At 62.0% G+C, this 15,343-nt stretch carries 12 protein-coding genes; 4 read left to right on the forward strand and 8 right to left on the reverse strand.

From position 1 onward, the window contains the following. Positions 1-530: 530 nt before the first annotated feature. Genes AC0L2D_RS03755 through AC0L2D_RS03770 form a run of 4 tightly spaced genes read left to right on the forward strand, consistent with a single transcriptional unit; the run spans position 531 to position 5,634 of the window. Positions 531-1,700, forward strand: coding sequence for an acyltransferase family protein (locus AC0L2D_RS03755; protein WP_473540386.1), 1,170 nt, complete (start codon positions 531-533; stop codon positions 1,698-1,700). Then, positions 1,697-2,809, forward strand: coding sequence for a glycosyltransferase family 2 protein (locus AC0L2D_RS03760; RefSeq protein WP_473540387.1), 1,113 nt, complete (start codon positions 1,697-1,699; stop codon positions 2,807-2,809). The genes AC0L2D_RS03755 and AC0L2D_RS03760 overlap by 4 nt, the downstream gene beginning before the upstream one ends. Continuing rightward, complete coding sequence (locus AC0L2D_RS03765; protein WP_473540388.1) at positions 2,806-3,840, forward strand: glycosyltransferase family 2 protein; 1,035 nt, start codon at positions 2,806-2,808, stop codon at positions 3,838-3,840. The genes AC0L2D_RS03760 and AC0L2D_RS03765 overlap by 4 nt, the downstream gene beginning before the upstream one ends. Positions 3,841-3,849: 9 nt before the next feature. Further along, complete coding sequence (locus AC0L2D_RS03770) at positions 3,850-5,634, forward strand: ABC transporter ATP-binding protein (RefSeq protein WP_473540389.1); 1,785 nt, start codon at positions 3,850-3,852, stop codon at positions 5,632-5,634. A gap of 282 nt (positions 5,635-5,916) precedes the next feature. Here AC0L2D_RS03770 and AC0L2D_RS03775 read toward each other — a convergent pair whose 3' ends face one another. The 8 genes from AC0L2D_RS03775 to AC0L2D_RS03810 form a co-directional block, all read right to left on the reverse strand. After that, complete coding sequence (locus tag AC0L2D_RS03775) at positions 5,917-7,383, reverse strand: coiled-coil domain-containing protein (RefSeq protein WP_473540390.1); 1,467 nt, start codon at positions 7,381-7,383, stop codon at positions 5,917-5,919. Positions 7,384-7,753: 370 nt separating this feature from the next. Next, positions 7,754-8,026: a cell division topological specificity factor MinE gene (gene minE, locus AC0L2D_RS03780; protein WP_024501686.1), complete on the reverse strand. Its 273-nt coding sequence runs from the start codon at positions 8,024-8,026 to the stop codon at positions 7,754-7,756. After that, positions 8,023-8,838, reverse strand: a complete 816-nt coding sequence (minD, locus tag AC0L2D_RS03785; RefSeq protein WP_013530671.1) for a septum site-determining protein MinD — start codon at positions 8,836-8,838, stop codon at positions 8,023-8,025. The genes minE and minD overlap by 4 nt, the downstream gene beginning before the upstream one ends. A gap of 67 nt (positions 8,839-8,905) precedes the next feature. After that, positions 8,906-9,706, reverse strand: coding sequence for a septum site-determining protein MinC (minC, locus tag AC0L2D_RS03790; protein WP_473540391.1), 801 nt, complete (start codon positions 9,704-9,706; stop codon positions 8,906-8,908). Positions 9,707-9,939: 233 nt separating this feature from the next. Next, a complete protein-coding gene (locus AC0L2D_RS03795; RefSeq protein WP_473540392.1) occupies positions 9,940-12,099 on the reverse strand; it encodes a family 16 glycosylhydrolase in 2,160 nt (719 codons plus the stop codon). Then, a complete protein-coding gene (locus AC0L2D_RS03800; RefSeq protein ID WP_473540393.1) occupies positions 12,075-12,908 on the reverse strand; it encodes a glycosyltransferase family 32 protein in 834 nt (277 codons plus the stop codon). Before AC0L2D_RS03800 ends, AC0L2D_RS03795 begins: the two co-directional genes overlap by 25 nt. An 89-nt stretch (positions 12,909-12,997) precedes the next feature. Then, on the reverse strand, positions 12,998-14,632 hold the full coding sequence (locus tag AC0L2D_RS03805; RefSeq protein WP_473540394.1) for a carbamoyltransferase C-terminal domain-containing protein: 1,635 nt from the start codon (positions 14,630-14,632) through the stop codon (positions 12,998-13,000). A gap of 418 nt (positions 14,633-15,050) precedes the next feature. Next, a complete protein-coding gene (locus tag AC0L2D_RS03810) occupies positions 15,051-15,236 on the reverse strand; it encodes a hypothetical protein (protein ID WP_473540586.1) in 186 nt (61 codons plus the stop codon). Positions 15,237-15,343: the final 107 nt, after the last annotated feature.

The following is a 15,343-nucleotide window of genomic DNA, read 5'->3' on the forward strand; positions in this document are numbered from 1 at the left end:
ACGACGAAAAACAGAGACGATGCTGCACCGCGCAAAGCTAATGGTTCCAAATCATTTCTTCACGGAGCCAGGGCCGGATCCATATAGATAAAATATAGATTACGGAATTTCCTGTGATCTAACAAAGAACTAGACTCTCAAGCCACGAGCTCGCAAATCAACCGAGGCGGGAACATCGGCAAAATTTAAACCACAGCGTTAAGTTCTGAGAAAAACCGCCAGAATTGACGAGAAGCGCTCGGTTTTCTCATTTTTTTAGCACTTGCTCACATAAGTATTTCAGCTGGGTAGATTTTTTGTGTTGCGCCGCACAATGCCGTAGCCGAACGATCTCCTGGGGGACTCGTTTGCGACTGGATATGCGCCGTGGAGGATCCCGCCAGGTTGACCAGCTTGAGCCACCCGTCCGTCGATTTCGAGCGTAGGTTCGACGATGCCTGCGCTCTGGCGGGTCTCGTCCGCCTTGGCCTGCCGCTCGAAACGGCCGGCTGGCGGCTTGGTCGCGGCCATCACGCTGGCGGATGCCGCTGATGGGAAGCGCACGCGACATCCAACTGGATGCGTTGAGAGCCATCGCCGTGACGATGGTGTTGTATTCCCATTTCTTCGCCGCGGGAGGATCTTCATTCTGGGGCCATATCGGCGTGCGGCTGTTCTTCGTGCTGAGCGGCTTCCTGATCACGCGCCTGCTCCTGGAAGCGCGTTCGGCCGCCGAATTCGAGACCGGCCCCGCGCTGCGATCCTTCTATATCAGGCGGGGCTTGCGGATATTTCCGCCCTATTTCGCCGTCCTGGGTTTCGTCTGGCTGGTCGACCTGGACCAATCCAGGGGATCGCTGGTCTGGCATGCGCTTTACCTGTCGAATTTCTGGTATGCGCTGCGCAATGACTGGAACCCTTGGGTGCTGTGCCATTTCTGGAGCCTGAGCATCGAGGAGCAGTTCTATCTTGCCTGGCCGCTGGTCGTCCTGCTGGCCCCGCGCCGCCGCTTCGAACAGATCTGCATCGGCGTCATCGCACTGTCGCTGGCCTATCGCTTTTACTGGCCGCTCACCGCCAACACGACGCTGGCGCGCGACCTGCTGCCGCCGGCATCCATGGATGCGCTGGCGACGGGCGCGCTGCTTGCCTGCTGGCGATCCAGGGGCGCGGCCCTGCCGCACTGGATGCGGCTCAGCTGGCCTGCCTTCGCGGCCGCATTCCTTGTCATCGAGTGGTTTGTGCCTGCGCCCGCCGATCCGATGCTCGAATGGACCCATTGGCTGGTGCGGCAAGTCCTGCCGCTGGTGCCGCTGATGGTCATCGTCGCAGCCTGTTCGCGCGGCCTTGGCGGCACTTTGGGAAAGCTTGCCGAACTGCCGCCGCTGCTTGGCCTCGGCCGCATCAGCTACGGCGTCTATCTCTATCATCCGATATTGCTGTCGCTCGCCGTCAAGGCGCAACCCTGGATTCCGCTCAACGTCTCGGAGCAAGGGCCAGGGCGTTTCCTGGTTGCGAGCGCCGCCACGATTGTCGCGGCCTCGATTTCCTGGGCGGTTTTCGAGAGGCCGCTCAACAGCCTGAAGCGCCACTTCCCCTATGTCGCGCGCACCCGCTCCGCACAGGGCAGCCATGGCGGTTGGCTCGCGACGGCGGCTGGCGGATCGCCCGATGGCCGCACACCGGCGCTCGAACTCCAGCGCACGGATGCAAGACGATGACCGCCGCACCGCTCGTCTCCGTCCTGTTGCCGGTCTACAATGCCGGTCCCTATCTCGCCACCGCGCTGGGAAGCATCCTGCGGCAGGATCACAGTCGCCTGGAGATCATCGCGATCGATGACGGTTCGACCGACAATTCGCTCGAGATACTCGAGCGATGCCAAAAGGCCGACAGCCGCATTTCGATCATCTCGCGCGAAAACCGTGGCCTTGTCGCGACGCTCAACGAAGGGCTGGCGATCGCCCGGGGCGAACTGGTCGCGCGGATGGATGCCGACGACGTCGCCTATCCCTGGCGTTTGTCGCGCCAGGTGGCGCTGTTCGAGCGGCGGCCCGAACTGGGCTTCTGCGGCGCCGGCGTCGACATGTTGATCCGCGGCCGCATCGCCAGGGGCAGGCCCGATCCGGTGTTCCAGTTCGGCCGCATCCCTGTATTGGCGATGTTCTTCACGATCTTCATGCACCCGACGGTCGTCTACAACAGGAAGGTCATCGACGACAGCGTCCTGCACTATGACCAGGCCTACCGGCATGCCGAGGACTTCGATCTTTTCAGGCGGCTGGCCGGCCGTTACCCGGCAGCCATGATGCCCGAAAACCTGGTCGTCTACCGCGTCCATGAGGCAAGCGTGACCAGCCGGCACGTCAAGGAGATGCGCAGGACGCATTTGCGGATCGTGGCTGAGAACCTCGAGCGCGAGGGCCTGGCGCAGGCCACGCGGGACCTGCGCGACATTGGCGATGCGGTCAGCCACGGCACCGTCGCCCGTGCGGCCGACTTCATCGTCGCGCTGGAGGAGGAGATCCGCTCGCTGCCGGCGGCGACGCGGCCGAGCTTCGAGGCCGGCGCGCTGAACCTGTTCTATTTCCTCTACCAGCTCGTCGCCGACGAAAAGCAGCCCGCGCTCACCCATGAATTGCTGACGCGGACCGCGAAATGGAACGTCATCCGGCGCCGCGAACAATATGCGCTGCGGCCCGGCGCCTGGGCGCCCTGGCTCAGCCGCGCCTCGCTGTCGGCCGCCAGGCAAGCCGACGCCATGGCATACTTCTTCAAATCCGCGCCCGCCGCGGCGGTTCTGGCACCTTATCAGGCGGGCGGAGCATGATCGTCAAAGCCAACCAACCCCTGCAGCGCGATCGTTCGACGGCGCTTGGGCCCGCCCCGGCCGGTCCCCGCCCGGAACGAGCGGCGCCGGAAGTCAGCTTCATCATCTGCACGCGCAACCGCGTCGCCGTGCTCGATGCCTGCATCAAGTCGGTGCAAGCCGCATGCCGCGCACATGCCGGCTTCGCCGCCGAACTCGTGGTCGTCGACAACGGTTCGAGCGACTGCACGGCCGAACGCCTGGCCAGCATCGCGGCTGCGTCGGACATTCCGTTCACGCCCGTTTGCGAGCCGCGCCCCGGATTGGCGGCTGCGCGCAACGCCGGGCTGAGGCGCGCGCGCGGCCGTGTGCTGGTCTTCGTCGACGACGACTGCGCGGTTCATCGCGACTATCTGCGCGATCTGGAGCGACACTATGCGTCCGGGGAACAATGGCTCATCCGGGGCGGACGTGTCGAGCTTGGCGATGCCAGGGATTTGCCGTTCACCATCAAGCGGTCGTGGGCGCGCGAGCGGCTGACGCCAGATGTTCATCCCGGCGGTTTCGTGCTGGGCTGCAACATGACGATGCACCGCGATGTCGCGGCCCGCATCGGCTATTTCGACGAACGCTTCGGCGCCGGCGGACCATTGCGGTCGGCCGAGGATACCGATTATCTCGTGCGCGCGATGCTGCTCGGCATCGCGGTCGAGTATGTGCCTGACATGACGATTTTCCACCATCACGGCCGGCGGGATCGCAAAGCCATCGAAAAGCTGCATCGCGACTACAGCCTGGGCAATGGCGGGCTCTGCCTGAAGCATGTTCGCCACGCGCCCTGGCTGCTTCGCCATTTCTACTGGGCCGCAAGAGGGGCTTTCCGGGAACTGGCGGGAGGACCCGCCTTCGATCGTGAACTCAACCTGCCGCACTGGCCGATCGTCGCCATGAATTTGCTCGGCGCGGCCAGGTTCGCGGTTCTCCTGCTGGTCAGACGGCCGCGGGCCGAACCGGTGCGCCAAGATCAACAAGCCAATGCCCAGGCGAGGTGAAACGCTGTAATGCCAATGCTGCCGCCAAACCTGCCGATGCTGTTCCGGGCGTTCGGAAAGCGGCAACTGCGCCTGCTTCCGGCGGTAGTGGTTCTCGGCCTGGTCAGCGCCGTCCTCGAAGGGTTCGGCATCGGCCTGATCATCCCGTTGCTGGGCATCATCATGGGACACGGGGATGCCGCCGGAATGGCAGGCTTCTCCGCCGTCCTCCAGCACGTCGGATCGGGCTTGAGCGAGCGCGACCGGCTGACCGTCATTTCGGCCGCCATCCTCGGCTCGATCATCCTGAAGAACGTCTTCGCCTTCGCCAACACGCTGCTGACGACCTTCATCTCCGGCAAGGCAAGCCATTCCATCCGAAGCGCCCTGTCGGAGCAGCTGTTGCGGGTCGGCTACCCGTTCTTCCTGCGGCAGAATCCCGGACGCCTGCTCAACATCATCTCCAACGAATCCTGGCGGGCTTCCGATGCGATCCAGATCATGCTGTCGGCCATCGTCAGCGCATCGGCCGCCATCATCCTCCTGGCTTTCCTGCTGCTGCTTTCGTGGCGCATGACGCTTTTGGTCACGCTCGGACTGGCGCTCGTCCAGATCGCGCACGCCATCCTCTCAGCCAATCTGAAGGAGCCAAGCCGCAGCGTCGCCTCGCGCAACGGCCACCTCGCCTCGCAGATGCTTCACCTTGTGCATGCCGGACGGCTGATCCGCATCTTCGGACAGGAGAACCGGGAAAAGGCGATATTCGACACGGCGTCGGATGCGGTTCGCCGCGCCTCCTTCGCGCTGCTGGTGCGCCAGGGAGCGCTGCCGCCGCTGACGGAGGTTCTCCACGCCATGCTGTTCCTGGCCGTGGTGATCGGCGCTTGGCTGGCGCAGGTGAGTTTCCCGCTGATCATCGCCTTCGTCATCCTGCTCTACAGGCTGCAGCCGCATATGCGGGCCCTGCAGGGGTCGTGGAGCCAGTTGCAAGGCCTGAGCGGATCGCTTGAGGAGGTGACTTGGCTGCTGGATCCCACAGGCAAGCCGCAACCGCCGCAAGGCGACGGGCCATTCCACGGCCTGCGCCAGGGCATCAAGTTCGACGATGTGACATTCACCTACTCCGGCACGGACCGGCGCGAGGTGGTGCTGCACGCGGCGACATTCGAGATCCGCGGTGGCCGCTCGACGGCGCTGATCGGCCGCTCGGGCGCCGGCAAGACGACGATCGTCAATCTCCTGTGCCGCTTCGTCGAACCGGACACCGGCAGCATCCTCGTCGATGGATCGCCGCTCGACCGGATCGATGCCAGCCAGTGGCGCCGGCACATCGCCCTGGCCAGCCAGGAACTGGAACTGGTCGACGGCAGCATTTTTGAAAACATAACCTACGGCCAGGATGCCGCGACTGCCGGCGATGCCGAGGCCGCCGCAAGACTGGCCGAAGCGCATGAATTCATCGAAAGGCTGCCTCAGGGCTACGAGACCCTGGTTGGCTACAGGGGCGTCAATCTGTCGGCGGGACAGAGGCAGCGCATCGCCTTGGCGAGAGCCCTGGTGCGCGATCCCGATCTCCTCATCCTGGACGAGGCCACCAATGCCGTGGACGGGCTGTCGGAAGCGGCCATCGTCGAGACCCTGAAGTCGAGAGCCGGCCGCCGCACGACCATCGTCATCAGCCATCACCACAGCACCATCTCGTTCTGCGACGACGTGGTCATCCTGAGCGGCGGCCGCGTGAAAAAGCAGGCCCCTTTCGGCGCCCTGGCCTCGCTCAGCATGGACGAGCTTTACCAGCACGAACCGCTCGACTGAGAAGGCGCCGGGCCGGCCCGCGATCTTATCCTGGGCGTGTCTGCAGCCTCCGGCCGGCGGGTCGTCGCAAGGGTTCGAATCACAAGCCAGGGGAATTGCCGCTGGCACCTTCCGTGATCGCACCAATGCCGTGCGGGACCGAGGCGCGCTACCTTGCCTGTGCGGCGGACCTGTCGATCCGCCTGGCCGGTGCCCCATTGGGCTTACTCTCCGGGTGAGGTGCCGGCCTCCCATGCACAAACAAAGATCTGGTAGCCTGAACCCCTTCAGGCGCGACACGCTTCAGGTGGCGGCGCCGACATTCCTGCGCATGCGCCGCCTGCCCGTCGTCCGTGCTTTCTTCGCCATCGCCCCGGCCATCTCGACCACGCCGTCCTCGCGCGGCCTGCCATTGGTGGCCTTGTGGAGCCGCTCATAGGGCAGCAGTTCCTTGATCCGGGCATTGAGCGAGGCGATTTCGGCCTTGAGGTCCTCGCACTCCTGCCTCTGCACGTCGAACTGTATCTGTTCGGACGCCTGTTGCAGCGTCAGCTGAGAAAGGTTGGCGTTCACCTTGGAAAGACTCATCTTGTCGCTTTCGCTCTCCTGGCTCAGCGCGGACAATCTTTCATCGGCGATCTTCTTTTCGGCAAGGGCATCGTTCAGTTCGCTCTTGAGCCTGGCGATCTCGCCTGCGGCTTCGCCGTTTTCGCTCGACACTTGCTCAAGCCGCGATTGCAGGTTCTGGATCTCCGAGCTCAGCCCGCGCATTTCCGCCTGGCTGCGAGCCAGCTCGGCTTCCTTGTCGCCTTCCATCATGTGGGCCGCTTCGGTCGTTTCCGACAGTTTCGCCTGTGCCGCCTCGAGCGACTTCTGCAGCCGCATCTCCTCTTTCTCGCTCTTGCCGAGCGCCGCCAGCAGCTCCGCCAGCCGCGCTGCTTCGGTGGCATGGACCGCCGACAGCTCGTCGAGCCTGTGGCGCGCCTGCGATTCCCGCTTCAGCGCCTTGTCGAGTTCGATCGACAGGTTGACGTGCTTTTCGCGCAGCATCTTGCTTTCGCGCAAGCGCCTGTTGGCCTCGACCGTCCTGGCGGTCAGCCGCTTGGCGATGTCGCCGAACTCCGCCTCGCGTTTGGCGCTCGCATTGGCTGTCTCGACGAGTTCCAGCCTGACCGCGGCAAGTGCCGCACGAAGCGTCTCCCGGTCCTGGACCAGGCTTGTCTCGCGCTGCTGCAGCGCTTCGAACGCGCCGTCACGCTCGCGCAGTTTTTTCACCGCGTCGTGCAGCTTTTCCGACAGCGCCCTCTGTTCGGCGGCCAGGGCGGCATTGGCAACCTCCAGCTCGTTGGCGCGCAGGATGTCGCTGTGCAGGATGTTGAGGAATTCGCGCGTCAGATGGTGTGAGGTGCCGATCTCCGACAGCTTGTCGTTGATCTCCTCCAGATAGTCCCTGGCGTCGTGGAAGAGCCCCTCGAAGGCGCTCAATGCAGCCAGCCGGGTCTGTGTATGGGCGGTCAGTCTTGGCGCGGTTTCGGAACTGTCCGCAGCGCCCGCATTATCGGCATTCCCGGCATTGTCGTCATTTGCCGCATCGGCCTGGGGTGGCCCGTCATCGGGTGCCGCCTGGGCATCCGGCACATCGTCGCTCTCTGGCGGCGCCAGGTCGTCGGCGTCGAGACTTGCATCCAGCGCGTCCGCCAAATCGATCTGCAGGTCCTGGATCGCTTTATCCACGTCTTCAGCACGCTTGATCAGGCCTCTGAAGTTCATCGCCAAACTCCCCTTACGCATACCTCGCTTAGAACTTAACAAATTGCTAATATATCCTTACATCCGCTGCTTGCGCAGGGGAAGCCCCGTCGGCACAAAGGTAAATTTGGGACATTTTAGGGGTTTGGACGGCGCGAGCGATGCGGTGCGAGGGTGCGAAGCCGGTTCTGCCGGCGGGACAGCGCCCCCCTCTGTCCAGCCGGACATCTCCCCCACACGGGGGGAGATTGGAGGTCATGCGGGCTTTCGCCAATCGCCAACGTTGCAAGAAGAACTGAAGCGCAGAAATTGCCAATCTCCCCACTTGTGGGGGAGATGTCCGGCAGGACAGAGGGGGGCGCGAAGGATCGCGGCTCCCCCTAAGTTGCCCTCACCCCGCCATGGCCAGCGGCACGGCGCTCTTGTTGGGGATCTGGATGTCGATTTCCAGCGTCGACATGGTCTCGCCGCGGTCCATCGAGACCTGCAGATAGTCCTGGTCGATCTGCACATGCTTGGCGATGACGGCCATGATCTCCTCGCGCAGGATGGAGACGAGGTCGGGCTGGCTGCGGTTGCGGCGCTCATAGGCGAGCAGCACTTGCAGCCGCTCGCGCGCCACCGGGGCGCTGGAGCGCCGCTTGAAGATGTCGAGCAGGTTCATGCCGCCCTCCTTCCCAAAAGACGATCGAGGAAGCCCTTGCGCTCGAAGGGCACGATGACCGGCAATTCCTCGCCCTCCAGCCGCCTGGCGGCGTCGATATAGGCCTTGGCAGCGGAATTGAGCGGCTCAGACAGCGTCACCGGCGAACCGAGGTTGGAGGCGCGCAGCACATCCTGGCTTTCCGGAATGATGCCGAGCAGCGGCACCGACAGGATTTCCAGCACGTCGTCGATGGACAGCATCTCGCCGCGCGACGCACGGGCCGCATCGTAGCGCGTCACCAGCACATGCTTGGCGATCTGCTCGCCCTGCTCGGCCCGCAAGGTGCGGGCATCGAGCAGGCCGATGATGCGATCGGAATCGCGCACCGACGACACTTCCGGATTGGTGACGATGACCGCCTCGTCGGCAAAGCGCATGGCGAGCTGCGCACCGCGCTCGATGCCGGCCGGGCTGTCGCAGAACACGTAGTCGAACACCGAGCGCAGCTTGTCGATGACTTCGCCGACGCCCTCTTCGGTCAGCGCATCCTTGTCGCGCGTCTGCGAGGCCGGCAGCAGGAACAGCGTCTCGACCCGCTTGTCGCGGATCAGCGCCTGCGAGAGTTTCGCCTGGCCCTGGATGACGTTGACGAGGTCGAACACCACGCGCCGCTCGGCGCCCATGATCAGGTCGAGGTTGCGCAGGCCGACGTCGAAGTCGACGAGCGCCACCTTCTTGCCGGTCTTGGCCACGGCCGCCCCGAGGGCCGCCGTCGAGGTCGTCTTGCCGACGCCCCCCTTGCCCGAGGTGACCACCACTACCTTGCCCATTGAAAAGCCTCCGTTGTTGTTGTTCTTGGTCGGGCGACCATCGGCCGCCCCAATATCGAAACGAATGTCAGCTCAGCGTCGAAACCCGCAAGGCGTCGCCGTCGAGAAACGCCTGCACCGGCTTGCCGCGCGAAACGCCTTCCATCTCCTCGGCGGTGACATACCAGCCGTCGACCGCCAGCAGCTCCGCCTCGTTCTTGCGGCAGAAGATGCGCGCGCCCCTGTTGCCCAGCGCACCCGCCGAAGCGCGCCCGCGCAGCGTGCCATAGACATGGATCGAGCCCGCCGCGATGATCTCCGAGCCGGAAGCGACCGAACCGAGCACAATGACATCGCCATGCGGATGCACGATCGCCTGGCCGGAGCGGATCGGCGCCTTGATCATCAGCGTGCCCGAAGCTTCAACCTGCGGCTCGCTATCGCCCGCCTTGCTTGCGCCAGCCTTGCCGTCGGCGACCTTGGCCGCGCCGGCTTCAGGCACCCTGCCCTCGGCCTTGCCCTCTCCGGAAACATCCTCCCGCGCCTTGCGGGGCAGCAACCCATCCGTCGTCGCCTCCTTGGCGCCGACCAGCACCGGCGGCAGGTTGGGCGCGAGTGCGGCGTGGCCGTCGATCTCGATGGCGTAGATGCGGATGCCGCGATGGCCAAGAACGCCGACCAGCGATTCGATCGCGGCGACATCGGGCTTCAAGGTGTTGAGATCAAGCACCACCGGCCGCCCGGCAAAATAGCCCGGCGAGTTGCCGATCCAGTGATCCAGCCCCTCCAGCCACACGTCCAAAGGCGCCTCCGGCGTCAATGTGAAAGCGACGAAAGAGCGGGCGCGAAAACGAATGGATTTGGCCTCGAGGGGGGCGGCAAAGGTCACGGCTGGCGAATCCTTACTGAGAGGTAAACGCTAGCGAGGGAATGGTTAACGAATGGTTAATGCGGAGGGGTGGATTGGCAACTGTGCGAGAAATTGGAAGGTCCGCCAGTTGCGGCCGCTACCCGGCGACACACTGAATATCTTGATAGAGCCGGCAGCCAACCTAGCAGGTTTGGTGCAGCGTATATGAGCTGCCCTTAGTTCATCCACCGATTGCACATTTCGACGAGTACTCAGGCCCAAATCGATACGTTCCTGAACGTTGCCGTCGAAGGTAGGGCGCTGTCATCAATCCGTCCAGCAAGTTCCTCCGAACGAGGAATCCATAGATTGGCGTGCAGACGCATTGGAAGATGCGGAATTGGGGTTGGATCCCATCCCACACGTTCGTGGACGGCTCTGCCATCTACCCACCAAGAGATGCAACCTGGACTCCAGTCGATCGCGTAATGATGGAAGTCCAAGGAAGCGTCGAACCCGAGCTCGATACGACAGGGCGAACCCCGATAGCCGAAACCTATCGACGCCCCATCGTCTCCAGGATTGAAATAGACATTGACTAGCATGCCGTACGGGTCATTACCGGTCAGCTCGACATCGATCTCCTGCCGAGGTGAGTCCCGGTGAAGGAAGAAGCCCGTAACGAGGCCTGAACCTCGGGCGGCTCTTATCTCCGCCTCGAACCTTCCGTGCCCGAAAGTGCGCACGGAGGCAAAGGCGCCGGAGCGATACGGTCTATCTCCGAGCGCCGTTTTGCTAAGAACGAGGTGTGCCCCGCGTGCATCGTGCACCAGACCCTCCTGGGCAAATGCGGCTAGATTTCCTGGGAACGTCTCCACGCGTCTTGGGAGCAGTGGTGTCGGGGTCGTCATCGTCGCCCGGACAAGGCACGTGCCGTAGGGTTGCACGGCTTGGTCCGTCGGTGGTGACGAAGGCCAGCCGCTTCCCGGAAGAAGTATCCAAGGCGATTCATCAATCGGACCGGCCCAAGGCGCGGCACTATTCTCGAGGCGCAGTGCTGCCGCACGGTCGTCGCGGAAGACCCTCCACTCCCGCGGGGGACCGATGGGAAAAGCCTGGATCGGCAATGCGAGACCTAACAGGGCGCAAAGCGGCTGCCAAGAAGCGTCGCCCGACTCATAGTTTGGAAAGACCGCAGTTCTGGCGGAGGGCAAGCGATCTAGTTCGATCCCGCAACCGAGATAGGCATCCGCCTCGAACACGAACTTAGCGCTCGTCCGCCTGATTGCAGCGGAGGTCGCGCCCGCCGACAGCGGAGCGTCGACGAGGGCGTCGAATGTCTCAAGGAGAGCCGTCAATTCATTTTCTCGAATCGTGTGCTCATCACCATCGAACACCCGCACACGAAGACCGAGCATCGACAATGCCATGGCCAAACCTTCCCGGTCCCGACCAGCGGTCCACGCCAGTACGGGGCCAACGGCAGCTCTGCGTGGCACATGGACGGCATTTGCATCAACGATCCCAGCTCGTGCGAGGTAAGGTAGGACGGAATAGCAGTTGTCCGAGCCTCCATCCGGGCGTTGCAGGATTGCTGGCGAGGACAGTGCAAGCGCGCCAAGCTCATCGAAACGATAGTTGATCCACATGTCGACAGGGCCGATGACCGGCATCGAGCGCAGCAGGGCCTCCGCACCTTCTTGAGAAAGGACGTAGCCCGACAGAAACCAGAGTCCACGCTTCGGGCGAAACAAGGCGTCGCAGATATCGACACGTGTGGCCGTTCCGCCGGCATCCTCGTAGGAGAGATAGAGCAGACGAGGACCTCTCTCGCCCGCAAAACGCCTGCCTGCTGCGCGCCACCCCCGGTCGATCGCTGCAGCGGCGCCGCATCTGAACCAGACATCGTCCTCAAGCACCAGAACGTTCTCGCAGGTGCCTGCGACGATGGCCTTCCATGCCTCAATGTGCGATCGGGCGACGGCTACCTCTTGCCGTGTCATCCTGATCGGCTCCTCAACGCCAAAGCACTCCTCCAGTCTACCATCTGGTTGAACGTAGAGTTGATCGCCAAGAACGTAAGTCTGGTCGACATCAGCGGTTGCTGCTACGGCACGACCGTCGCGAGCATCTATCGCCGGCAGCCGCCGCGCTAGGGAGGCCAGAGACACGCCGTCAGAGGTTCTGAAGCGACCTAGCTCGCGTAGCGTCCGCCGCAGCCGCTGCGGTTGCCGGTCCAAATTCACGATGAGGACCATTCCGATCTTCCCCGTGCCCGAACCGAACGCCGAGATCCGACCACCATGAATCAGGCCGAACATTATGCGTGACGCGCGGAAGGCGAGCCTCTGGACCCGACCGAAGGTTTTCTGGAGATTCACTTCACGAACTCGCTGCGCATCGGATCTTAGCAGCCGTACACGTTGCGCCAATTGCGGATATCCGCCCTGTAAGACAGGTCCCAGCGCATTTCCGCGATCAACTCCCAATCGCGGAGTAGCTCAAAATCGAACGGAAGACCAACCAACTGCAGTTCGCGCGCATGGACTGCCAGCGCAGCAGTAAGGTTGCCGGGCCCCGTCGTGGATTGGATTTCGGGAGAACGATCTTCGCTGAGCAGCTTTTCAGTCGCGCGGAAAAGCGCGCGTCGCAGGACAGGATGATCGGCAGGTGCAGCGATCGGGTCATTGTTGACGTAGAAGATACGGCCGTCCGTGGGCAGATCCGATCGCCATATCTCGGCATTTGGCATCATTCCGCTAGCTGTGATGTCGTAACACAGCGGCTGCATCTTAAGCTTGCCGTCCCGAAAGATGTGTTTCCAGCCATCTCCGAGCAACACGTCATCCGCATCGACGTACAGGCCGCCTTCCGCGAGCACAAAACACATGCGCAGATAGTCGCAGCGCATCGCCGGATGGCTGCAGCGGCCGAACGCTTCGCGCTCCCGTCTGCCATAGGTATCCGCGATGTAGGCTGCGGCGCTTGCGTCGTCGAACATATGGAACTCGAAGCCGTCGTCGGCGAGGCGATCCCAACTTTCGAGGCAGGCGCGGACATCCTGCGGCAGGTTGGCCGGATCGTGCCAGTATCTGACAAGCCTTCTTGGAATCGAGGCCGCCTCCACGTTGAGGTCTTCGACTGCTCTCGTCGAGACTTCTAGCTGCTGCAAGGTGATCTCGCGGATGAAAGCGGATCGAAGGTCCTCGTGTTCTTCGAAGCCGACTGGATATGGATTCATGTCTGTCATAGTCCCTGAGGTAGCTCGTTCGAGAACTGAGGGCTTCCGCGCATGCCAACCGCCACGCAAAGTTTGTCCGATTTCCTGCACTAAGCAGGCAAGCGATCTGCGACTTGAGGCTTTGCCGCGTTCAGGTACGCCTGGTATCGCGGGGAACTCTTGAGAAGATGTGCTCGTCCCTCCACGACGAACCCGTCAAGACCATGCTCATAAGCATATGCATCGAGATCGGTCATGTTGTTGATGAAGCCCTTGCCTTTGAAGTTGAGAGACGTGTTGCACAAGACTCCGTAGCCAGTGCGAGCCTTAAACGCGACAAGGAGGCTGTACAGATCGCTGTTAGTATCGGGGGTGACCGTCTGGAGGCGGGCGGTTCCATTCACGTGCGTGACGGCCCGGAGTTCGTCCGTGGTCGAGTGATATGTATACAGCATATGCGGGCTCTCTTGATCGCATCCGAACCACCTCGTCGCATCATTCCGAAGGCAAACGGGGGCGATTGGGCGGAACTGTTCGCGCTGCTTGATCTCGTTTAGTCGCACTCTTGTCACGTCACTAAACGGAGCAGCGAGGATGGATCTATTGCCTAGCGCGCGGGGGCCGATCTCGTATCTGCCGTGCGCCCAGCCCAGAATGAGGTCATGGGCTAGCATGTCGGCGACCCTGTCGTGATTCTTCTCGTACACATCGTATCTACCAGAATCCATTGCGCTTTCGGCGCGAAAGCTCAGGCCCGAGTATACGTTCCAGTCGATCTTCGGATTGCCAGTAAGTCGGAACTGCGCATCGATGGCCGTGCCAATTGCCGACCCCGAATCGTTCGCAACCGGAGGGACGAATATCTCAGAAAAGAGGCCTGTCTCCTTCCACTTGGTGTTCCAGTCGCAGTTGAGACCGCAACCGCCCGCTATCACCAGCGGTCGCCCTTTCTCCAGATTTGTCCTCGCGAACTGATAGAAAACGTCGAAGATCGCATCGCTGTAGATTCCTGCGAAGTTGCGGAATTCGTGATCATCAAGGCCTGCGTCGAGATGCGGCGCCTGAGCGATGCGATCGTAGTCGCTGAGCTTTGGATAGGGACCATTCAGAAGGAAGCGGAGCAGGTCCCTCTCCTCGTTGGTTGGGGCACTACGCTTCGAGAACGAAGCGAGGGCCATCAGCTTTCCCGCGTCAGAGGCGCGGGGGTACGGCCCGTCCTTGGGGAACATAGGGTCAGCTAGGCCGTAGAGCAGTCCGTATCGATTTCCCGGCTGGGTCAGTACGTCGGCGATTGGCGTGATGTTGAACTCGGAGTCGATATCATAGAACGTACCCATCTCTCCTTCCCACACTAATGCGTAGCAGGCGGTTCCCTTGGGCAAAGGCGACATGCCGAACGCGCAGAGGATGTGCGACCTCTCATGGGAGGAGGAAAAGTAGTCGGCCTTACCACGCAGAAGCCTGCCCTTGTCTATGATGGCGCTGTTGCTAGAGACGCCTCGATACCCACCGTTCCTGTGGGACCCGTGTAGATACTCGTGATGATCACGCAGCCACCAGCCGCCCATGCAGATGACGTCTGGAATGACATCGAGCTCGCCGATGGCGTCAAGCACGTCAGCTACTGAAATCGCGGAATATCTGTAGTTGGAGTCCTTCTCTGCTTCAATGGAAAAGACCAGACGGGAGTCCTGAAGAAAGGCTATGGCACCATCGTGGCCAGGATTGTACGATAGGATATTCATATCCGGTCACTTCCCCTCCCAAAAAGCAAAATCATTCACTAACAGTATTCACGTTTCTGTAATTATGAATCAATTTATGTCGCGCGAAGCAATACCGACGAGCAATATATACAAGTTTAATTTGATGTCACTGGTCTGCTGTCGCTTAAATGGCAAGCGCGATGGTCTCGATTTGCTCGGGCCGTACTAATTTTCCGTCGATGGGTCTCGACGGCAGCGGGCAGGATTGGCGGTGAAAAGCAAGGCTTCCGACTCCTCAATCGTGTGCGAAAAGTCCTAACGACCGCCGATTGCGACAACCACGAATGACTTCATCTTCGTCCTGGCGGGTCTTCTCTGGAGCAGTGTGTGGGCAAGAATAGCGAAGGTTGAGAGCTGGAACTGCGCGAGGAGCGGTTCGATCTGACTGATTTCGCGCTCACAAGTGTCCAATTGGAAGAGCGAACATGGCTTGTTCAATGCCGCTTAAAATACTGAATTTCCCGCTCATGCTTCTCCGCCGCCTCGCGTGTATCGAACGTCCGCAAATTCCGCCTTTCCCCGTCTTTTCGTCCTTCTTGCGTGAATACAGCCGGTATTTTCCGCCTTTCAGTTTCCGGATCATCTCGCTCTCCCTGGCTAATCAGGATTTCCGCTCGGCCTTGAGGCGCGCGCGGCCTGCTCGACTGCGGCGCGGTTGCTGCCCAGGCGGTCGACCAGCGCTTGCGCCTC

This window comes from Mesorhizobium sp. WSM4833 (genome assembly GCF_055811095.1).